The sequence below is a fragment of the Agromyces sp. GQ35 genome (assembly GCF_059758475.1).
In genome coordinates this window covers 230,497-250,207 of sequence record NZ_JCAXEO010000001.1, presented here as the reverse complement: position 1 = coordinate 250,207, position 19,711 = coordinate 230,497, and the positions used below count along the sequence as shown (strand labels likewise).

Sequence of the window (19,711 nt, the reverse complement as noted above, 5' to 3'; positions counted from 1 at the left end):
GTCAGACCGAGGTGCCGTCGATCGTCGTCTCGAGTTCGATGGAGCCGTGCACGCTGCGCGCGACGGTGCAGCCGCGGTCGATGGCTTTCACCATGATCTCGATGAGTTTCGCGCGCTCCGCATCGTCGAGCACCGAGAGGTCGACGAGCAGCTCCTCGTCGATACGGGAGTAGCGGTTCTCGGGCGCGGACGTGCCGTGCGCCCACACCGTCATCTCGAAGTCGTCGCCGAGCCGACGGGCAGCGACCCGGTCGGCGCTCATCCCTGCGCAGCCCGCGAGAGCGAGCTTCAGCAGCTCGCCGGGTGTGAAGTGCCCCTCGGCCTCGACCGGCCCGATCAGCACGGTCGAACCGCGCTCGTTCATGCCCTCGTAGGTGCGGGCGCCGGTGCGCGACACCGAAACACTGCCTGGTCCGATGTGCTCGCTCACCCGGTGCGCGTGCTCGGTCATGGGGCCTCCAAACATGGTCGTCAGCTCGATTCCATCACGGATGCCGCAGGCCCGAGGCATCCCGCTGCTGCGACCTGACTGTGAACCTCTCGGGCGCGACACGCCCGGGTTGCACAGAGGCCCTGATTGTGGCAAACTCGTTGAGTTCAACATTTCGAACGGCGTGCCATGCTGCGTGCCGTTCGAATCACTGCCAGGCAGTGCATAGCCACCCGGTTCTCACGAGAAGTCGTGACGAGCGCGAGGGGTCAGGCTAGGCCGCGGGGAGCAGAACACAACTGAGCCGACAACCACACGACATGGGTGATCTGTGTCTTCACGGGGGTCGGCGAGGGGCTCGAGGTCGAGCGTGTCGAGGGCACCGCGGCGGAGAAGATCCGCTCGGGTGGTTTCGACAGGCTCGATCATCGGCCTTTGACAGAAGAACAGTGGTGCTTCACACGGAGTAGCTACGCGGCGTCCAATGCCCTCGGAAGGGGTAAGACGCCTTGACAGAGAGAGAGTCAGCAATGGCGGGACAGAAGATCCGCATTCGACTGAAGTCGTATGACCACGAGGTCATCGACACTTCGGCGCGCAAGATCGTCGACACGGTGACCCGCGCGGGCGCCACGGTCGTCGGCCCCGTGCCGCTTCCGACGGAGAAGAACGTGGTGTGCGTCATCCGTTCGCCGCACAAGTACAAGGACAGCCGCGAGCACTTCGAGATGCGCACCCACAAGCGTCTCATCGACATCGTGGACCCGACGCCCAAGGCCGTCGACTCGCTCATGCGACTCGACCTGCCGGCCGACGTCAACATCGAGATCAAGCTCTGAGGTAACAGATGTCTTCCGCTACCAAGAACGTGAAAGGTCTGCTGGGCACGAAGCTCGGCATGACCCAGGTGTGGGACGAGAACAACAAGCTCGTTCCGGTCACTGTCATCGAGATCGCCCCGAACGTGGTCACCCAGGTTCGCACGTCCGAGAAGGACGGCTACCAGGCCGTGCAGATCGCGGCCGGCGCCATCGACCCGCGCAAGGTCAACCAGCCCGCGAGCGGCCACTTCGCCGCTGCCGGTGTGACCCCCCGTCGTCACCTCACCGAGGTGCGCACCGCTGACGCCGGTTCGTACGAGGCCGGCCAGGAGCTCACCATCGAGGCCACCTTCGAGGCCGGCCAGCTCGTCGACGTCGTCGGCACGAGCAAGGGCAAGGGCTTCGCCGGTGTCATGAAGCGCCACAACTTCAAGGGCGTTTCCGCTTCGCACGGTTCGCACCGCAACCACCGCAAGCCCGGCTCGATCGGTGCTTCCTCGACCCCCAGCCGTGTCTTCAAGGGCATGCGCATGGCCGGTCGCATGGGTGGCGAGCGCGTCACCGTGCTCAACCTCCGCGTGCACGCCGTCGACGCAGAGAAGGGCCTGCTGCTCGTCAAGGGTGCAGTTCCCGGTGCTCGCGGCCGTCTCGTTTTCGTCCGCAACGCAGTGAAGGGGGCGTAGTCCATGGCTACCGCCAACACCATTGACGTGCTCGACGCGACCGGCAAGAAGTCCGGCTCGGTCGAGCTGCCCGCCGAACTCTTCGACGTGCAGACCAACGTCCCGCTCATCCACCAGGTCGTCGTCGCCCAGCTCGCAGCAGCGCGCCAGGGCACGCACAAGACCAAGACCCGCGGCGAGGTTTCCGGCGCAGGTCGCAAGCCGTTCAAGCAGAAGGGCACCGGCCGCGCCCGTCAGGGTTCGATCCGCGCTCCTCAGATGACCGGCGGTGGCGTCGTCCACGGCCCGCAGCCGCGTGACTACTCGCAGCGCACCCCCAAGAAGATGATCGCCGCTGCTCTGCTCGGCGCGCTCTCCGACCGCGCTCGCGGCGGCCGCATCCACGCGGTCTCCGACTTCGTGGCCAGCGAGACGCCGAAGACCAAAGACGCCGTCGCGCTCCTGGGTGCCATCGCTCCCGCCAAGCGTTTCCTCATCGTGCTCACGCTCGGTGAAGAGCTCGCGCAGCGTGCCGTGCGCAACATCCCGACCGTGCACGTGCTGCGCGTCGACCAGCTGAACGCCTACGACGTGCTCGTCTCCGACGACATCGTCTTCAGCACCGCCGCGCTCGAGGCCTTCGTGGCCGCCAAGACGGCGAAGAAGGAAGAGGTCTCGGCATGACCGCCGCCGCGAACAACAAGGACCCGCGCGACATCATCATCGCGCCCGTCGTCTCGGAGAAGAGCTACGGCCTGATCGACGAGGGCAAGTACACGTTCATCGTGGACCCCCGCTCGAACAAGACCGAGATCAAGCTCGCCATCGAGAAGATCTTCAACGTCCAGGTGGCGTCGATCAACACCCTGAACCGTCAGGGCAAGACCCGCCGCACCCGGTTCGGCCTTGGCAAGCGCAAGGACACCAAGCGCGCGATCGTCACCCTCAAGTCCGGCTCGATCGACATCTTCACGGCTGTCGGCTAGGGAGCAGAGGAATAAGAATGGCTATTCGTAAGTACAAGCCCACGACTCCCGGTCGTCGCGGATCGTCGGTCGCCGACTTCGCGGAGATCACTCGCTCGACGCCCGAGAAGTCGCTGCTCCGTCCCCTGTCGAAGACCGGTGGCCGTAACAACCAGGGTCGAATCACGACCCGTCACATCGGTGGTGGCCACAAGCGCCAGTACCGCGTGATCGACTTCAAGCGCAACGACAAAGACGGCATCAACGCCAAGGTCGCTCACATCGAGTACGACCCCAACCGCACGGCGCGCATCGCGCTGCTGCACTTCGTCGATGGCACCAAGCGCTACATCCTGGCTCCGAACAAGCTCTCGCAGGGCGACATCGTCGAGTCCGGTGCCGGCGCCGACATCAAGCCCGGCAACAACCTGCCGCTGAAGAACATCCCCACCGGTACCGTGATCCACGCGATCGAGCTCCGCCCCGGTGGCGGCGCGAAGATGGCCCGCTCGGCCGGTGCATCCGTTCGCCTCGTGGCGAAGGACGGCCCGTACGCTCAGCTGCGTCTGCCCTCGGGCGAGATCCGCAACGTCGACGCGCGCTGCCGCGCGACCGTCGGCGAGGTCGGCAACGCCGAGCAGTCGAACATCAACTGGGGCAAGGCCGGCCGCATGCGCTGGAAGGGCGTTCGCCCGACTGTGCGCGGTGTCGCCATGAACCCGGTCGACCACCCGCACGGTGGTGGCGAGGGCAAGACGTCCGGTGGACGTCACCCCGTCAGCCCCTGGGGCCAGAAGGAAGGCCGCACGCGCAAGCGCGACCTTCCCAGCGACAAGCTCATCGTTCGCCGCCGCAATGTCGGCAAGAAGCGCAAGTAGGAGTTGTAGAAGATGCCACGCAGTCTGAAGAAGGGCCCCTTCGTCGACGACCACCTGCTTCGCAAGGTGATCACGGCGAATGAAGCCAACAGCAAGAACGTCATCAAGACCTGGTCGCGCCGCTCGATGATCATCCCGGCCATGCTGGGTCACACCATCGCGGTGCACGACGGTCGCAAGCACATCCCGGTGTTCGTCACCGAGACCATGGTGGGTCACAAGCTCGGCGAGTTCGCCCCCACCCGCACCTTCCGTGGACACGTGAAGGACGACAAGAAGGGCCGTCGCCGCTAAGCGGTGACGTGAAGGAGGAGAAGAAATGGTGGAGTCGATCGCACGCGTGCGACACATCCGCGTGACCCCCATGAAGGCCCGCCGCGTCGTCAACATGATCCGCGGTAAGCAGGCTCAGGAGGCACTCGCCATCCTGAAGTTCGCACCCCAGGGTGCGAGCGAGCCGGTGTACAAGCTCGTTGCCTCAGCCATCGCGAACGCTCGCGTCAAGGCCGATGCCTCGAACACCTATCTGGACGAGCAGGACCTCTACATCAGCAGCGCATTCGTCGATGAGGGCACCACCCTCAAGCGATTCCAGCCGCGTGCCCAGGGTCGTGCCTTCCGAATCAACAAGCGAACGAGCCACATCACTGTCGTGCTCGCCACGCCCGAGGAGGGTACGAAGTAATGGGTCAGAAGGTCAACCCGTACGGCTTCCGTCTCGGCATCACCACCGACCATGTGTCGCGGTGGTTCTCCGACTCGACGAAGCCCGGTCAGCGCTACGCCGACTACCTTGCAGAAGACATCAAGATCCGTCGTCTGCTGAAGACGTCGCTCGATCGTGCTGGCGTCTCCCGCATCGAGATCGAGCGCACCCGCGACCGTGTCCGCGTGGACATCCACACGGCACGTCCCGGCATCGTGATCGGCCGCCGCGGAGCCGAGGCCGAGCGCATCCGCTCGGACCTCGAGAAGCTCAGCGGCAAGCAGATCCAGCTGAACATCCTCGAGGTGAAGAACCCCGAGGCCGACGCTCAGCTCGTCGCTCAGGGCATCGCCGAGCAGCTCTCCGCTCGTGTGGCGTTCCGCCGCGCGATGCGCAAGGGCCTGCAGGGTGCTCAGCGCGCCGGCGCCAAGGGTGTCCGCATCCAGGTCTCCGGCCGCCTCGGCGGCGCCGAGATGAGCCGTTCGGAGTTCTACCGCGAAGGCCGGGTGCCCCTGCACACGCTCCGCGCGAACATCGACTACGGCTTCTACGAGGCGAAGACCACCTTCGGCCGCATCGGTGTGAAGGTCTGGATCTACAAGGGCGACATCACCAACAAGGAGCTCGCCCGCGAGCAGGCCAACCAGAAGTCGTCGCGCCCCGAGCGCAGTGACCGTCCCCGTCGTGCGCCCAAGGCGCAGGAGCCGGTGGCAGCAGGAGTTGAGGCATAACCATGTTGATTCCCCGTCGAGTCAAGTTCCGCAAGCAGCACCACCCCGGCCGTTCGGGCCACGCCACCGGCGGCACCAAGGTTTCCTTCGGTGAGTACGGTATCCAGGCGTTGACCCCCGCGTACGTGACGAACCGTCAGATCGAGTCCGCTCGTATCGCGATGACCCGTCACATCAAGCGCGGCGGCAAGGTGTGGATCAACATCTACCCCGACCGTCCCCTCACGAAGAAGCCCGCCGAGACCCGCATGGGTTCCGGTAAGGGTTCGCCCGAGTGGTGGGTCGCGAACGTCAAGCCGGGTCGAGTCCTCTTCGAGGTCTCCGGCGTCTCCGAGGAACTCGCTCGTGAGGCCATGACCCGTGCCATCCACAAGCTGCCCCTCAAGGCACGCATCATCAAGCGCGAGGAGGGCGACGCATAATGGCCGTCGGCACCAAAGAGCTCAGCCCCACCGAGCTCGACACCTTTGAAGACGAGCGACTCGTCGATGAGCTGAAGAAGGCCAAGGAAGAGCTGTTCAACCTGCGCTTCCAGTCGGCCACCGGTCAGCTCGAGAGCCACGGCCGCCTCCGGGCGGTCAAGCGCGACATCGCGCGCATCTACACGGTCATCCGCGAACGCGAACTCGGCATCCGGGCCACGCCCGCGCCGGTCGAGCTTCCGGTCAAGGCCGAGAAGAAGACCAAGAAGGCCAAGGCAGAAGCATCCACGGATGCTGCTGCCGAGGCAGAGACGAAGGAGGCCTGAACATGGCTGAGACCAAGAAGGCCACGGCTGCGGCTGCTGCCGAGGTCGACACCGCGGCCGAACTCGTCCGCGGTTACCGCAAGGTTCGTCGTGGCTACGTCGTCAGCGACAAGATGGACAAGACCATCGTCGTCGAGGTCGAAGACCGCGTGAAGCACCCGCTGTACGGCAAGGTTCTGCGCCGTACCTCGAAGGTCAAGGCGCACGACGAGACCAACACCGCCGGTATCGGCGACCTCGTCGTGATCAGCGAGACCCGTCCCCTCTCCGCCACGAAGCGCTGGCGCCTCGTCGAGATCGTCGAGAAGGCCAAGTAAGCCTCGCGCTTACTTGAAAGAAGGAGTTCAAAGTGCTTCAGCAGGAATCACGAGTCAAGGTCGCCGACAACACCGGCGCCAAGGAGCTGCTCACGATCCGCGTGCTCGGTGGCTCGAAGCGCCGGTACGCCGGCCTCGGTGACACCATCGTCGCGACCGTCAAGGACGCGATCCCCGGCGGCAACGTGAAGAAGGGCGATGTGGTCAAGGCCGTCATCGTCCGCACCGTCAAAGAGACCCGTCGTGCAGACGGCTCGTACATCAAGTTCGACGAGAACGCCGCAGTGATCCTGAAGAACGACGGTGACCCCCGCGGCACCCGAATCTTCGGACCGGTCGGTCGCGAGCTTCGCGACAAGAAGTTCATGAAGATCATCTCGCTGGCACCGGAGGTTATCTAAGTCATGGCCAACATCAAGAAGGGTGACCTCGTGCAGGTCATCTCCGGCCGCAGCCAGGCTCGCGGCGGAGATCGCGGCAAGCAGGGCAAGGTCATCGAGGTGCTCGTCGCCCAGAACCGCGTCGTCGTCGAAGGCATCAACTTCGTGACGAAGCACGTTCGCGTCGGCCAGACGCAGCGCGGCTCGAAGACCGGCGGCATCGAGACCCACGAGGCCCCGATCCACGTGTCGAACGTCGCGCTCGTCGACCCCGAGTCGAAGAAGCCGACCCGCGTCGGGTTCCGCAACGAGACCGTGACGAAGGACGGCGTCGAGAAGACCGTCCGCGTCCGCTACGCCAAGAAGTCAGGTAAGGACCTGTAATGACCGATACGGCTACGCAGGCTGGCAAAATCCAGCCGCGACTGAAGACCAAGTACCGCGACGAGATCTCGAAGAACCTCCTCGAGGAGCATGGCTACACCAACGTGCACCAGGTGCCGGGTCTCGTGAAGATCGTCGTGAACATGGGCGTCGGCGAGGCCGCGCGCGATGGCAAGGTCATCGACGGTGCGGTTGCAGACCTCACCAAGATCACCGGCCAGAAGCCGCAGGTCACCAAGGCTCGCAAGTCCATCGCGCAGTTCAAGCTGCGCGAGGGTCAGCCGATCGGTGCCCACGTGACGCTTCGCGGCGACCGCATGTGGGAGTTCCTCGACCGTCTGCTCTCGCTCGCACTGCCCCGTATCCGCGACTTCCGCGGCCTGTCGGAGAAGCAGTTCGACGGCACCGGCAACTACACCTTCGGTCTCACGGAGCAGTCCGTGTTCCACGAGATCGACCAGGACAAGATCGACCGCGTCCGCGGCATGGACATCACTGTGGTGACCACCGCCAAGACCGATGAAGAGGGTCGCGCGCTGCTCAAGCAGCTCGGCTTCCCCTTCAAGGCCGCCGAGTCCGCCAACTGAACCACGGATGCTGCGGGCTCGCGCTCGCAGCATCCGTACCGGTTCCCCGCATCCGCGGGGGCCGACACCACAGGTCACCGCTCGCGTAACGGGCGCTGAAACCTGGTGAACGTGAGGAAATACTCGTCATGACGATGACCGACCCGGTCGCTGACATGCTGACCCGTCTGCGGAACGCGAACTCCGCACACCACGACTCCGTGTCGATGCCCAACTCCAAGCTCAAGGCGCACATCGCCGAGATCTTGAAGAAGGAGGGCTACATCGCCGGCTTCGAGGTGACCGATGCGCGCGTGGGCACGACGCTCACGCTGCAGCTCAAGTTCGGCCCCAACCGCGAGCGTTCGATCGCTGGCATCAAGCGCGTCTCCAAGCCCGGCCTTCGCGTCTACGCGAAGTCGACGGAGCTCCCCAAGGTGCTCGGCGGCCTCGGCGTTGCCATCCTGTCCACCTCCAGCGGTCTGCTCACCGACCGCCAGGCCGAGAAGAAGGGCGTAGGCGGAGAAGTCCTCGCCTACGTGTGGTAGTTCCATGTCACGAATCGGACGACTTCCCATCGACATCCCCGCGGGCGTCGACGTCAAGATCGACGGCCAGGCCGTCTCCGTGAAGGGCCCGAAGGGCGAGCTCGCGCTCACCGTCGCCGCCCCGATCGAGGTCAAGCTCGAAGAGAACCAGGTTCTCGTCACGCGTCCCGACGACGAGCGCAACTCGCGCTCGCTGCACGGCCTGACGCGTACCCTCATCGCCAACCAGATCATCGGCGTGACCCAGGGGTACACCAAGGCACTCGAGATCGTCGGCACCGGCTATCGCGTCGCGCAGAAGGGCGGCTCGCTCGAGCTCGCCCTCGGCTTCTCGCACCCGGTCGTCGTCGAGGCACCGGCCGGCATCACGCTGACCGTCGAGGGCAACAACAAGATCACGGTCGCCGGCATCGACAAGCAGGCCGTCGGCGAGACCGCCGCGAACATCCGCAAGATCAAGAAGCCCGAGCCCTACAAGGGCAAGGGCATCCGCTACGCCGGCGAGGTCGTGCGTCGCAAGGCCGGAAAGTCAGGTAAGTAATCATGGCTGTGAAGACCAAGACGGCTGCGCGTTCGCGCCGCCACACCCGCCTTCGCAAGAAGGTCGTCGGCACCGAGCTGCGTCCGCGCCTCGTTGTCACCCGTTCGGCACGGCACGTGTTCGTGCAGGTCGTCGACGACGCCGCCGGCCGCACGCTGGCATCGGCGTCCACGATGGAAGCCGACCTCCGCGCATTCGACGGTGACAAGACCGCCAAGGCCAAGAAGGTCGGCGAGCTCGTCGCCGAGCGCGCGAAGCAGGCGGGCGTCGAGTCCGTCGTCTTCGATCGCGGCGGCAACAAGTACGCCGGTCGCGTCGCAGCGATCGCCGATGGAGCGCGAGAGGCAGGGCTCAACCTGTGAGTGAGAACACTACGAAGGAGACCGAGGTGACCGAGGCGATCGTCGAGGCACCCGTCGAGACGGCCGCAGCTTCGGAGCCGGCCCGCAACGAGCGCGACAACCGCCGTGGCGGCGGTCGCGACCGCAACCAGGGTGGCCGCGACCGCGGTGGCCGTGACGCCGAGAAGAGCCAGTTCCTCGAGCGCGTCGTGACCATCAACCGCGTGTCGAAGGTCGTCAAGGGCGGCCGCCGCTTCAGCTTCACGGCGCTCGTCGTCGTGGGCGATGGCAACGGACTCGTCGGCGTCGGCTACGGCAAGGCGCGCGAGGTCCCGACCGCGATCTCGAAGGGCGTCGAGGAGGCGAAGAAGAACTTCTTCCGCGTCCCCCGCGTCGGAGCGACCATCCCGCACCCCGTGCAGGGTGAGGCCGCAGCCGGTGTCGTCCTGTTGCGTCCCGCATCCGCGGGTACCGGTGTTATCGCCGGTGGCCCGGTGCGCGCGGTGCTCGAGTGCGCCGGCATCCACGACGTGCTGAGCAAGTCGCTCGGTTCGTCGAACACCATCAACATCGTGCACGCCACGGTCGCAGCCCTCTCGCAGCTCGAAGAGCCGCGCGCGGTCGCCGCCCGTCGTGGCCTTCCCTACGACGAGGTCGCTCCGGCCCGTCTGCTGCGTGCCGAGTCCCAGGCGGCCGAGGCCGCCGCAGCAGCAAAGGCAGGTGCCTGATGGCCAAGCAGTTGAAGGTGACCCAGATCAAGTCCAAGGTGAGCGAGAAGCAGTACCAGCGCGACACGCTGCGCAGCCTCGGACTCAAGCGCATCGGTGCCTCGGTCATTCGCGAGGACACGCCGCAGAACCGCGGCTACGTGAACACCGTCGCGCACCTCGTGAAGGTTGAGGAGATTGACTAATGGCTGACGACAAGAAGGACGTCGCCGCCGAGGCCCCCAAGAAGGCCCCTGCGAAGAAGACGGCCGACAAGCCCGCCACCGCGAAGGCCGCCCCCAAGGCGGCCGAGAAGAAGGCCCCTGCCAAGGCCGCCGCTGCGAAGAAGGCCGATTCGGCCGATGCAGCGAAGGCCCCGGCGAAGAAGGCGCCCGCGAAGGCAGCGTCCACCAAGGCGGCCGCCGCCAAGGACGTCGCCGAGAAGCGCGAGCAGGTGCTGAAGGTTCACCACCTCCGCCCGGCTCCCGGTGCCAAGAAGGACAAGACCCGCGTCGGACGCGGTGAGGGTTCGAAGGGCAAGACGGCTGGTCGCGGTACCAAGGGCTCGAAGGCGCGGAACAACATCCGTCCCGGGTTCGAGGGTGGCCAGCTCCCGTACCACATGCGTGCGCCGAAGCTGCGCGGGTTCAAGAACCCGTTCCGCGTCGAGTACCAGGTGGTCAACCTGGAGAAGCTCGCCGAGCTGTACCCGAAGGGCGGCGATGTCACCATCGCCGACCTCGTCGACAAGGGCGCCGTTCGCAAGAACGAGCGCGTCAAGGTGCTCGGCAACGGCGACATCCAGGTGAAGCTCAACGTCGCGGTCGACAAGGTCTCCGGCTCGGCCGAGCAGAAGATCGTCGCCGCCGGCGGCTCGGTCAAGTAGACCGAAACAGCACTGAACGCCCGAGCCAGTCGGGACCTCGCGTATGATTCACGGGGGTCTCGACTGGCTCGAGCCGCATATGGACTGACTCCACACGGAGCAACAGGAGGACGAGTGTTCAACGCCATCGGGCGGATCTTCCGCACGCCGGATCTTCGCCGCAAGCTCGGGTTCACGCTGGGCATCGTCGCCCTGTTCCGGCTCGGCTCGTTCATTCCCGCGCCCTTCGTGGACTTCGGGAACGTACAGGCGTGTCTCGCCGCGAACCAGGCCGGCGCCGCGGGGCTCTACGACCTCGTCAACCTGTTCTCGGGCGGTGCGCTCCTGCAGCTGTCGATCTTCGCGCTGGGCATCATGCCCTACATCACCGCGTCGATCATCGTGCAGCTGCTTCGCGTCGTCATCCCTCACTTCGAGACCCTGTACAAAGAGGGCCAGGCCGGCCAGGGCCGCCTCACCCAGTACACGCGGTACCTCACGATCGCGCTCGGCGTGCTCCAGTCGACCACGCTGATCACGGTCGCCCGTTCCGGCGCACTGTTCCCGTCCGGCGCGCCCGAGTGCTCGCAGTTGATCTCGAACGACGCCTGGTACGCGATCCTCCTCATGGTCGTCACGATGACCGCCGGTACCGGCCTCATCATGTGGATGGGCGAGCTCATCACCGAGCGCGGCATCGGCAACGGCATGTCGCTCCTGATCTTCACCTCGATCGCCGCGACGTTCCCCGGTTCGCTGTGGTCGATCGGCATCTCCCGCGGCTGGGACGTGTTCGCGATCGTCCTGGCCATCGGCCTCCTGGTCGTGGTCGCCGTGGTCTACGTCGAGCAGTCGCAACGGCGCATCCCGGTGCAGTACGCCAAACGGATGGTCGGCCGCCGCACATACGGCGGCAACAACACCTACATCCCGATCAAGGTCAACATGGCGGGCGTCGTGCCGGTCATCTTCGCCTCGTCGCTGCTCTACCTGCCGGCCCTCATCGCGCAGTTCAACACCCCGGCGGCCGGCGAGACGCCGCAGCCGTGGGTCACCTGGATCACGAACTACCTGACGCAGGGCAGCCACCCGCTGTACATGCTGATGTACTTCCTGCTCATCGTCGGCTTCACGTACTTCTACGTCGCGATCACGTTCAACCCCGACGAGGTCTCCGAGAACATGAAGAAGTACGGCGGGTTCATCCCCGGCATCCGTGCCGGGCGTCCGACCGCCGAGTACCTCGACTACGTGCTGACGCGCATCACCCTCCCCGGTTCGCTGTATCTCGGCCTCGTGGCCCTGATCCCGCTCATCGCCTTCGCCTGGATCGGCGCCGACCAGAACTTCCCGTTCGGTGGAGCCTCGATCCTGATCATCGTCGGCGTCGGCCTCGAGACGGTGAAGCAGATCGACGCCCAGCTCCAGCAGCGACACTACGAAGGACTCCTCCGATGACCCGTGGTGAGGCTCACGACGGCGCGGACTCCGCGCACGTGTCCGCTCGCTTCCTGATCGTCGGGCCCCAGGGATCCGGCAAGGGAACGCAGGGCGTGCTCGTCGCCGAGGCGTTCGGAGTGCCGCAGGTCGCCACCGGTGACATCTTCCGGGCGAACGTGGCAGGGGGCACTGAACTCGGCAAGCGAGTGCAGGCGATCATCGAGGCGGGCGACCTCGTTCCCGACGAGCTCACCAGTGAACTCGTGCGTGACCGACTCGCGCAGCCCGATGCCGCTGGCGGTTTCCTGCTCGACGGCTACCCGCGCAACCGAGGTCAGGTCGACGACCTCGACGCCTTCCTCGAGCGTCGCGGCGAGTCGGTCGACGCCGTCATCGAGCTGGCGGTGCCGCGTGCCGAGAGCATCGCCCGGCTGCAGCAGCGAGCAGCCGACCAGGGCCGCACCGATGACACCGAAGAGGTGATCGCCAACCGTCTCGCGATCTACGAGCGCGAGACGGCGCCGATCCTCGACGTGTACCGCGAGCGGGGCGTCGTCGTGCGCATCGACGGTGTCGGCACGCTCGCCGAGGTGACGCAGCGCATCTTCCAGGCGCTCGCGTCACGGGGGCTGGCTCCGCGTCATCCCGGCCCTGCAGCCTGAGCCACCCGGGTGTTCCGACGTTCGATCTACAAGTCGCCGGCTGAGCTGCGTTCCATGCAGGCGGCCGGTCGCGTGACCGCAGCCGCGCTCGACGAGGCGCGGAGACTGCTGGCCCCCGGGGCGACGCCGCTCGAACTCGACGCGGCCGCTGAGCGCGTGATCCGTGCCGCCGGCGGTCGGCCGAACTTCCAACTCGTGCCCGGGTACCGGCATACCCTGTGCGTTTCGGTCGATGACGACGTCGTGCACGGCATCCCCGGCGATCGACCCTTCCGAGCGGGCGACATCGTCTCGGTCGACGGCGGAGCCGAAGTCGGCGGCTGGAACGGCGATTCGGCGTTCACGGTCGTGCTGCCCGACGGGGCGCGGCCCGATGTCGTCTCCTCGCGCGACGAGCTCAATCGCGTCACCGAGCAGGCGCTCTGGGTCGGCATCGCCGCGCTCGCCCGAGCGACGCACCTCAACGAGGTCGGCGCCGCCATGGAGGATTTCGTGCGCGCAGAAGGCGACTACGGCATCCTGACCGACTACGTCGGTCACGGCATCGGGCGCTCGATGCATGAGGAGCCGCCGGTGTTCAACTACCGGGTCGACCGCCGTGGACCGGCCGTCAAGCCCGGTCTGGTCGTCGCGATCGAGCCGATGATCGTGGCGGGAGCAATCGAGACGTTCACGCGCGACGATGACTGGACGGTGACGACCGCCGACGGTGCGGATGCCGCGCACTGGGAGCACTCGGTCGCAGTGCACGCGGGTGGTGTCTGGGTACTCACCGCGCCCGACGGGGGAGCCGCGGGTCTTGCGCCGTACGGCGTGCGCCCGACGGCGATCGCCTAGCGGGGGAGCGCGCTGCCGAAACTCCGGGCGGTCTCGCGCGGCGTCACGGCTCCATGAGTCGGGCGAGTTCGGCGAGAAGCCCGGCGTAGTCCGTGGATCCGCGCACGAGTCGATCGACGTTCGCACGGTCCGAGAAGGCTTCGACGAACTGGTCGAACACGTCTTGGAACTGCGCGCGGCCGTCTTCCGAGAAGGCGATGAGCGCCACGACGTTCACGCGGGCACCCGACCAGTCCATCGGCGCCTCGTCGATGGCGATGGCGATGGCCGTGCGGGTGGCGGACATCGTCATCGCGTGCGGCACGGCGAGATGTTCGGTGAACGCGGTCGAGGAGAGTCGCTCCCGCTCGAGCGCGCCCTCGATATAGGCGTGATCGATGACGCCGGCGGCGATCATGCGATCACCGAGCAGCCGGATGACCGACTCGGGATCATGACCGCGGAGTCCCCGCACGAAGAGCTCCGGCGCGATGTACTGCGCCAGGGCAACGGCGAGTCGCGCGCGACGCCGTGCGCGCCTGATCCGGGCGGCCTCGGCGCGGATGCGCTCGAGATCGGCCTCGGTCGGAAACACCGCAACCCGTACGAAGTGCTCGACGGGAACGGGGGAATCGAGCACCGAGATGACGAGCTCGGCGGGCAGGGTCGCCCAGTCGACATCGGAATGGCCGACGAGTCCGACGAGTTCGAGTTCGTCGACGAACGCCTCCCCGATGCGCTCGGCGAGGGCGAGATGCACATCGTGGTACGCCGGGGCGACGACGACGGCCCGCACCCGCTCGGCCGACACCCGCCGACGGTCGAGATAGGCGCCGACGTGCATCGCGATGTACGCGATCTCGTCGTCGTCGATGAGGACGTCTTCAGCGAGGGCCAGTTCGTGGGCGATGTAGACCGAGAGATCGTAGATGAGCGGGTAGGCGGCCTTGATCGTGCCGGTGAGTGGATTGCGTGACGGACGATGCTCGGTCGAGCGAGCGACGAGGTTGTCGACGTGCAACGCGAGCCGCTCGATGAACTCCTCGTCGTCGAGCTCGACGAGGTATTCGTCAGCCGCCCGGCCGACGATGGCGCGCACCAGCGCGGATCTCGACGAGGAGGCATCGGGTGCAGTGGCGTCAGTTCTGGCCGTCGTCCGCGTCGCGGCGCGCGTGCCGAGCAGCCTGGTGAGGTGGCCGAGTTCCGCCTCGCCGACGGCGGTGCCGAATTGCGCGCGGATGACGCCGTCGAGCAACCGTGCGAGCTCGACGCGATCGGCCGGTTGATCGGGCGCTGGAGGCGCGTCGTCGGCATCGAGCGGATGATCGTGCCCGACGCGATCGATCGCGATCGCGATGTGCAGGAGCACGTCATCGAGCGCATACGCGTTGGGGGCGTATCCCGCTGCCTCGAGGTCGGCGACGAGGGCGTCGCGGAACGCCGGAAGGGCGGGGAACGCGTCACGGAGCTCGGCTGCCCCGTGCATGCCCCGGGCAGCCTCTTCACGGAACAACGCTCCGAGCAACCGGCGAGTCGCGGACTCCGGGCCCTCGAGGCTCACGCGGGGTCCGCGACGCGAGAGTGAGAGCCCGGTGCCCGCGAGTCGTGCCCGGATGCGCCCGAGGTCCGCCTCGATCGTCGATTCGCTCACATGCAGTGCGGCGGCCGACTCGTAGACGTCGATGCCGGTGTCGGCGTTCGAAAGCGCGCGGATGATGCGGGCAGCGCGCGCCGCCGGGGAGGTCCCTCGTGTCCGGGGGACGCGCGAGGCCAGCGCCACTCGGTCGAGTCGGTAGCCGAGCGGTCCGGATGCCACGACGATCGTCCCGTCGTTCGCCTGGGCGACGTGACTGCGAACGGTGCGGGGCGTCACATCGAGACGGGCGGCGAGCTCGGCAGCGGTCGTCCAGCCGTCGTGCTCGGCGAGCACCTCGACCAGCCGTTCCCACTTCTCGGCCACAGACGCCTCCCGCGTTCGAGCCCGAGCCACTCGGCGGCGGGCGGTGGACACAGTCAACCACCCGTGGACGGCGACCGTGCCGCCGTCGAGAGGAGTTTCCGGGGGAGCGGAAGGGAATGTGCTGGAACGGGGAGGGGCCGCGGGCGGAGAATCGAGTGATCGCAGCGTCGACTGCGGGTGTGACGATCAACGGAGACCGCGAGCGGCGGAGCAAGGAGGCACCGGGTGCGCATTCTCGTGGCCTGCGGCGCCGGAGCGTCGAGCACGTTCGTGGCCGTGCGGATCCGCCGCGCCGCCGACGCCCGCGGGCTCAGCGTGGAAGTGCGCGCGACCGGCGAGTCCCAACTGGATGCCGCGCTCGAGGCCGCCGACGTGCTGCTCGTGGGCGCCCACCTCGGCGATCGTCTCGACTCCGTGCGCGAGCGTGCCGCCGCAGCATCCGTCGCCCTTGCGCTGCTGCCCCCCGACGCGGCCACAGCGGCCGACGGAGACGCGCTGCTCGACCTCGCCCTCGCCGTGGCAGGGGCTCGATCATGAACCGCCGCAGGGTGCCCGCCGCTCCCTCGCCCGTGGCGGACGGCTATGGTGAACGAGGGAACGGACACTCGCGACGGAGGCCGGACACATGCAGGAACAGACAGTTCGAATCGGATCGACGCACGGGCTGCACGCGCGGCCGGCCAAGCTCTTCACGCAAGCCGTCGCAGCATCAGGCGCCACCGTCATGCTCAGCAAGTCCGGCGGCTCGCCCGTCAACGCGGCGAGCATCCTCGGGGTCATCTCGCAGGGCATCGACCACGGCGACGAGGTCACTCTCGTCGTCGAGGGCGGCGATGAGCGCGCCGTGCTCGATCAGCTCATCGAGCTGCTCAGCACCGACCACGACGGGTAGGGCGGGGCATCCGTCTCCATTCGATCCGATTCGGAGAGGCGAATGATGGAGATCACGGGTACGGGCATCGGCCAGGGAGTGGCCGTCGGGCCGGTCGTGCGCATGGCGGAGCGTCTGCCGGAGCCGGTCGACCGGCCGAGTCACCTCGACCCCGAACGCGAAGGCGAACGGGCGAGGGCCTCGCTGTCGGTCGTGGCCGCGGAGCTCGCCGCTCGTGGCACCAGGGCCGGGGGCGCCGCCCAGGACGTGCTCGAGGCGCAGGCGATGATGGCCGAGGACCCGAGTCTCATCGAGGCGGTCACGACGCGACTGGCAACCGGCGCGACCGCAGAACGTGCGGTGTTCGAGGCGTTCGCTTCGTATCGCGACCTGCTCGCCGGCATGGGCGGATACATGGCCGAGCGCGCAACCGACCTCGATGACATCTCGCAGCGAGTCATCGCGCACCTGCTGAAGCTGCCCGCGCCGGGCGTGCCCGACCCGGGTCACCCGTTCATCCTCGTCGCCCGCGACCTCGCACCGGCCGACACGGCGACGCTCGACCTCGACACGGTGCTCGGACTCGTGACCGTCGACGGCGGCCCGACGTCGCACACGGCGATCCTCGCCCGCGAGAAGTCCATCGTCGCGGTGGTCGGGGCGGCGGATGCCGCGAGCCTCGCCGACGGCGACACCGTCGTCGTCGATGCTGCACGGGGTGTCGTCGTCTCGGATCCGAGCGCTGAGGACGTCTCGGCGGCGAAGGCGACCATCGCGGAACGCGCCGCGCAGGCGGCCGCGCCGCTCACTCCGGGCGCCCTCGCCGACGGCACCCCGGTGCCGCTGCTCGCGAACCTCGGCTCGGCCGACGGCGCAGCAGAGGCGATTCGGCTGGGAGCGGAGGGGGTAGGACTCTTCCGTACCGAGTTCCTGTTCCTCGACGCCGACACCGCGCCGAGCGTGCGCGAACAGCAGGCGCAGTACACGCGGCTGCTCACAGCGTTCGGCGGCCGGAAAGTCGTCGTGCGGGTGCTCGATGCCGGAGCCGACAAACCGCTCTCATTCCTGAACGACTCGCCAGAGGAGAACCCGGCCCTCGGACTCCGCGGCATCCGCGCGTTGCGTCGCTCGGAGGCGATCCTGCGCGAGCAGCTCACCGCGCTCGCCGCAGCGGACGCCGCCACCGACGCCGAGCTCTGGGTCATGGCGCCCATGGTCTCGACCGTGGAGGAGACGCGGTACTTCACCTCGCTCGCCAAGGAACTCGGCGTCAAGGTCGCCGGAGTGATGGTCGAGACGCCCTCAGCGGCACTCATCGCCGGTCGGGTGCTCGCCGTGACGGACTTCGCCTCGATCGGCACGAACGATCTGACGCAGTACACGATGGCCGCCGATCGCCTGCTCGGCACCGTCGCCGCGTTGCAGAATCCCTGGCACCCCGCCGTGCTCCGCCTCATCGCGGAGGTCGGTGCGGCCGGTGCCGAACTCGGCAAGCCCGTCGGCATCTGCGGCGAGGCCGCCGCCGACCCGCTGCTCGCCGTCGTGCTCGTGGGCCTCGGTGCCACGAGCCTGTCGATGTCACCATCGGCACTTGCAGATGTCCGCGCCTCCCTCGCGCGGTACAGCCTGAGCGACGCGAAAGCGCTCGCACAGGCAGCCTTGGCCGCTGAGGGAGCGGCCGAAGCCCGAGCGGCGGCAGACGCCGCCGCCACCGACATCACCCCGGCGCGGGAGACCGCGTCGTGAACTCGAGAGAGGCGCCATCATGACAACGACGTCGCACACCGACGCGAAGCGGCCTGGGGGAGCCCGCGTCGCCGTCCAGAAGTTCGGGACCTTCCTGAGCGGCATGATCATGCCGAACATCGCGGCATTCATCGCGTGGGGGTTCATCACCGCACTGTTCATCGCCACCGGCTGGTGGCCGAACGGCATCCTCGGCGGCTTCGGAGACGCCGAGGCGATCGGCTGGCCGGGTGCCATGACCGCGCTCGCGCAGACCGAAGACGGTGCGACATTCCAGCAGTACGTCGGGCTCGTCGGGCCGATGATCACCTACCTGCTCCCGTTGCTCATCGCCAATACCGGCGGCCGCATGGTGTACGGCGAACGAGGCGGCGTGGTCGCCTCGATCGCGACGGTCGGCGTCATCGTCGGCACGAACATCCCGATGTTCCTCGGCGCCATGATCATGGGCCCGCTCGCGGCCTGGATCATGAAGAAGGTCGACTCCATCTGGGACCAGAAGATCAAGGCCGGCTTCGAGATGCTGGTCAACAACTTCTCGGCCGGCATCCTCGGCATGCTCCTCGCGATCGCGGGCTTCTTCGGCTTCGGGCCGGCAGTCGCCTGGATCAGCCAGGCGCTCGGCGCCATCGTCGACTGGCTCGTGGCGCTGTCGCTGCTGCCGCTGCTCAGCATCGTCGTCGAACCGGCGAAGATCCTGTTCCTGAACAACGCCATCAACCACGGCGTCTTCACCCCGATCGGCACCGAGCAGGCGCTCGAGACGGGCAAGTCGATCCTGTTCCTCGTCGAGGCGAACCCCGGACCCGGCCTCGGCATCCTGCTCGCCTTCACCTTCTTCGGTGTCGGCGCGGCGCGCGCGAGCGCGCCGGGCGCGATCGTCATCCAGTTCTTCGGCGGCATCCACGAGATCTACTTCCCGTACGTGCTGATGAAGCCCGCCCTCATCGCGGCGGCGATCCTCGGCGGCATGACGGGCGTCGCGACGAACGCGCTCTTCGGCAGCGGCCTTCGGGCACCGGCGGCGCCGGGCAGCATCATCGCCGTGCTCATCCAAACCGCCAGTGACAGTTACGTCGGCGTGATCCTGTCGGTCGTACTCGCGGCGACGGTCTCCTTCCTCGTCGCCTCGGTGATCCTCCGGGCGGGCCGCAAGCGCGATCTCGAGAACGCGAACGCCGGCGACCTCAGCGCCGCCATCGCGCAGACCGAGGCGAACAAGGGCAAGTCCTCGACCGTGCTCGGCAGCCTCGCCTCGGAAGGCGCCGCCGCAGGAGGAGCGCTGCTCGTCGAGGGAGAGGCCGCCGCGTTCGAGCGGAAGCCCATTCGTACGATCATCTTCGCGTGCGACGCCGGCATGGGCTCGAGCGCGATGGGTGCGACCGTGCTGCGCAACAAGGTGAAGAAGGCCGGCATCGACAGCGTCGACGTCACCAACCGCGCGATCGCGAACCTCACCGACGACGTCGACCTCGTCATCACCCACCAGGACCTCACCGACCGTGCTCGCCTGCAGTCGCCGAGCGCCCTGCACATCTCGGTCGACAACTTCATGAACTCGCCGAAGTACGACGAGATCGTGCACCTGCTGCAGTCCGAAGGCGTTCGCTGAAAGGCCTTCGCTGA

General features: G+C 67.3%; 29 protein-coding genes. 27 read left to right on the top strand and 2 right to left on the bottom strand.

Features of this window, described 5'->3' with window-relative positions:
• Nucleotide 1: 1 nt before the first annotated feature.
• On the bottom strand, nt 2-451 hold the full coding sequence (locus AC6CH0_RS01240) for an OsmC family protein (RefSeq protein ID WP_498097792.1): 450 nt from the start codon (nt 449-451) through the stop codon (nt 2-4).
• Between the two features lie 509 nt (nt 452-960).
• Between AC6CH0_RS01240 and rpsJ the strand changes: the two genes are divergently transcribed.
• The 23 genes from rpsJ (at nt 961) to map (ending at nt 13,529) form a co-directional block, all read left to right on the top strand.
• On the top strand, nt 961-1,269 hold the full coding sequence (gene rpsJ / locus AC6CH0_RS01235) for a 30S ribosomal protein S10 (RefSeq protein ID WP_017201594.1): 309 nt from the start codon (nt 961-963) through the stop codon (nt 1,267-1,269).
• An 8-nt stretch (nt 1,270-1,277) separates the two neighbouring features.
• A complete protein-coding gene (gene rplC, locus AC6CH0_RS01230; RefSeq protein ID WP_498097790.1) occupies nt 1,278-1,934 on the top strand; it encodes a 50S ribosomal protein L3 in 657 nt (218 codons plus the stop codon).
• A gap of 3 nt (nt 1,935-1,937) precedes the next feature.
• Nucleotides 1,938-2,597 (top strand): 50S ribosomal protein L4, encoded by a 660-nt coding sequence (rplD, locus tag AC6CH0_RS01225; RefSeq protein WP_498097788.1) that lies wholly within the window; start codon nt 1,938-1,940, stop codon nt 2,595-2,597.
• Nucleotides 2,594-2,899, top strand: coding sequence for a 50S ribosomal protein L23 (gene rplW / locus AC6CH0_RS01220; RefSeq protein ID WP_022893880.1), 306 nt, complete (start codon nt 2,594-2,596; stop codon nt 2,897-2,899). Before rplD ends, rplW begins: the two co-directional genes overlap by 4 nt.
• 17 nt (nt 2,900-2,916) lie before the next feature.
• Nucleotides 2,917-3,756 (top strand): 50S ribosomal protein L2, encoded by an 840-nt coding sequence (gene rplB, locus AC6CH0_RS01215; protein ID WP_022893879.1) that lies wholly within the window; start codon nt 2,917-2,919, stop codon nt 3,754-3,756.
• A gap of 12 nt (nt 3,757-3,768) precedes the next feature.
• The gene (rpsS, locus tag AC6CH0_RS01210; RefSeq protein WP_022893878.1) at nt 3,769-4,050 is read left to right on the top strand and encodes a 30S ribosomal protein S19; all 282 of its coding nucleotides are present in this window, start codon (nt 3,769-3,771) and stop codon (nt 4,048-4,050) included.
• A 25-nt stretch (nt 4,051-4,075) separates the two neighbouring features.
• Nucleotides 4,076-4,441: a 50S ribosomal protein L22 gene (gene rplV / locus AC6CH0_RS01205; protein WP_022893877.1), complete on the top strand. Its 366-nt coding sequence runs from the start codon at nt 4,076-4,078 to the stop codon at nt 4,439-4,441.
• On the top strand, nt 4,441-5,193 hold the full coding sequence (gene rpsC, locus AC6CH0_RS01200) for a 30S ribosomal protein S3 (RefSeq protein ID WP_498097786.1): 753 nt from the start codon (nt 4,441-4,443) through the stop codon (nt 5,191-5,193). Before rplV ends, rpsC begins: the two co-directional genes overlap by 1 nt.
• A 2-nt stretch (nt 5,194-5,195) precedes the next feature.
• On the top strand, nt 5,196-5,615 hold the full coding sequence (rplP, locus tag AC6CH0_RS01195) for a 50S ribosomal protein L16 (protein ID WP_498097784.1): 420 nt from the start codon (nt 5,196-5,198) through the stop codon (nt 5,613-5,615).
• The gene (rpmC, locus tag AC6CH0_RS01190; RefSeq protein WP_498097782.1) at nt 5,615-5,941 is read left to right on the top strand and encodes a 50S ribosomal protein L29; all 327 of its coding nucleotides are present in this window, start codon (nt 5,615-5,617) and stop codon (nt 5,939-5,941) included. Before rplP ends, rpmC begins: the two co-directional genes overlap by 1 nt.
• Nucleotides 5,942-5,943: 2 nt before the next feature.
• Complete coding sequence (gene rpsQ / locus AC6CH0_RS01185) at nt 5,944-6,258, top strand: 30S ribosomal protein S17 (RefSeq protein ID WP_498097780.1); 315 nt, start codon at nt 5,944-5,946, stop codon at nt 6,256-6,258.
• 32 nt (nt 6,259-6,290) lie between these two features.
• Nucleotides 6,291-6,659: a 50S ribosomal protein L14 gene (rplN, locus tag AC6CH0_RS01180; RefSeq protein ID WP_108595999.1), complete on the top strand. Its 369-nt coding sequence runs from the start codon at nt 6,291-6,293 to the stop codon at nt 6,657-6,659.
• 3 nt (nt 6,660-6,662) lie between these two features.
• Nucleotides 6,663-7,022 (top strand): 50S ribosomal protein L24, encoded by a 360-nt coding sequence (gene rplX, locus AC6CH0_RS01175; RefSeq protein WP_498097778.1) that lies wholly within the window; start codon nt 6,663-6,665, stop codon nt 7,020-7,022.
• Nucleotides 7,022-7,609, top strand: a complete 588-nt coding sequence (rplE, locus tag AC6CH0_RS01170; RefSeq protein WP_498097776.1) for a 50S ribosomal protein L5 — start codon at nt 7,022-7,024, stop codon at nt 7,607-7,609. Before rplX ends, rplE begins: the two co-directional genes overlap by 1 nt.
• Before the next feature lie 128 nt (nt 7,610-7,737).
• The gene (gene rpsH, locus AC6CH0_RS01165; RefSeq protein ID WP_498097774.1) at nt 7,738-8,136 is read left to right on the top strand and encodes a 30S ribosomal protein S8; all 399 of its coding nucleotides are present in this window, start codon (nt 7,738-7,740) and stop codon (nt 8,134-8,136) included.
• 4 nt (nt 8,137-8,140) lie between these two features.
• Nucleotides 8,141-8,677: a 50S ribosomal protein L6 gene (rplF, locus tag AC6CH0_RS01160; protein WP_498097772.1), complete on the top strand. Its 537-nt coding sequence runs from the start codon at nt 8,141-8,143 to the stop codon at nt 8,675-8,677.
• 2 nt (nt 8,678-8,679) lie between these two features.
• Nucleotides 8,680-9,039, top strand: a complete 360-nt coding sequence (gene rplR, locus AC6CH0_RS01155; protein WP_022893867.1) for a 50S ribosomal protein L18 — start codon at nt 8,680-8,682, stop codon at nt 9,037-9,039.
• On the top strand, nt 9,036-9,746 hold the full coding sequence (gene rpsE, locus AC6CH0_RS01150) for a 30S ribosomal protein S5 (protein WP_498097770.1): 711 nt from the start codon (nt 9,036-9,038) through the stop codon (nt 9,744-9,746). Before rplR ends, rpsE begins: the two co-directional genes overlap by 4 nt.
• On the top strand, nt 9,746-9,931 hold the full coding sequence (gene rpmD / locus AC6CH0_RS01145) for a 50S ribosomal protein L30 (RefSeq protein ID WP_022893865.1): 186 nt from the start codon (nt 9,746-9,748) through the stop codon (nt 9,929-9,931). The genes rpsE and rpmD overlap by 1 nt, the downstream gene beginning before the upstream one ends.
• Nucleotides 9,931-10,611: a 50S ribosomal protein L15 gene (rplO, locus tag AC6CH0_RS01140; protein WP_498097768.1), complete on the top strand. Its 681-nt coding sequence runs from the start codon at nt 9,931-9,933 to the stop codon at nt 10,609-10,611. The genes rpmD and rplO overlap by 1 nt, the downstream gene beginning before the upstream one ends.
• A gap of 114 nt (nt 10,612-10,725) precedes the next feature.
• The gene (gene secY, locus AC6CH0_RS01135) at nt 10,726-12,048 is read left to right on the top strand and encodes a preprotein translocase subunit SecY (protein ID WP_498097766.1); all 1,323 of its coding nucleotides are present in this window, start codon (nt 10,726-10,728) and stop codon (nt 12,046-12,048) included.
• The gene (locus AC6CH0_RS01130) at nt 12,045-12,692 is read left to right on the top strand and encodes an adenylate kinase (protein ID WP_498097764.1); all 648 of its coding nucleotides are present in this window, start codon (nt 12,045-12,047) and stop codon (nt 12,690-12,692) included. Before secY ends, AC6CH0_RS01130 begins: the two co-directional genes overlap by 4 nt.
• 9 nt (nt 12,693-12,701) lie before the next feature.
• Complete coding sequence (map, locus tag AC6CH0_RS01125; RefSeq protein WP_498097762.1) at nt 12,702-13,529, top strand: type I methionyl aminopeptidase; 828 nt, start codon at nt 12,702-12,704, stop codon at nt 13,527-13,529.
• A gap of 43 nt (nt 13,530-13,572) precedes the next feature.
• Here the strand turns inward: map and AC6CH0_RS01120 are convergent, their stop codons facing one another.
• A complete protein-coding gene (locus AC6CH0_RS01120; RefSeq protein WP_498097760.1) occupies nt 13,573-15,468 on the bottom strand; it encodes a BglG family transcription antiterminator in 1,896 nt (631 codons plus the stop codon).
• Between the two features lie 225 nt (nt 15,469-15,693).
• Here AC6CH0_RS01120 and AC6CH0_RS01115 point away from each other — a divergent pair, with 225 nt between their 5' ends.
• The 4 genes from AC6CH0_RS01115 to AC6CH0_RS01100 all read left to right on the top strand — a co-directional run bounded on the left by AC6CH0_RS01115 (nt 15,694) and on the right by AC6CH0_RS01100 (nt 19,697).
• Nucleotides 15,694-16,005 (top strand): PTS sugar transporter subunit IIB, encoded by a 312-nt coding sequence (locus AC6CH0_RS01115; RefSeq protein ID WP_498097758.1) that lies wholly within the window; start codon nt 15,694-15,696, stop codon nt 16,003-16,005.
• An 88-nt stretch (nt 16,006-16,093) separates the two neighbouring features.
• Entirely contained in the window at nt 16,094-16,360 is a 267-nt protein-coding gene (locus AC6CH0_RS01110) for an HPr family phosphocarrier protein (RefSeq protein ID WP_498097756.1), read from the top strand.
• A 42-nt stretch (nt 16,361-16,402) separates the two neighbouring features.
• Nucleotides 16,403-18,085 (top strand): phosphoenolpyruvate--protein phosphotransferase, encoded by a 1,683-nt coding sequence (ptsP, locus tag AC6CH0_RS01105; RefSeq protein ID WP_498097754.1) that lies wholly within the window; start codon nt 16,403-16,405, stop codon nt 18,083-18,085.
• A gap of 19 nt (nt 18,086-18,104) precedes the next feature.
• The gene (locus tag AC6CH0_RS01100) at nt 18,105-19,697 is read left to right on the top strand and encodes a PTS mannitol transporter subunit IIBC (protein WP_498097752.1); all 1,593 of its coding nucleotides are present in this window, start codon (nt 18,105-18,107) and stop codon (nt 19,695-19,697) included.
• Nucleotides 19,698-19,711: the final 14 nt, after the last annotated feature.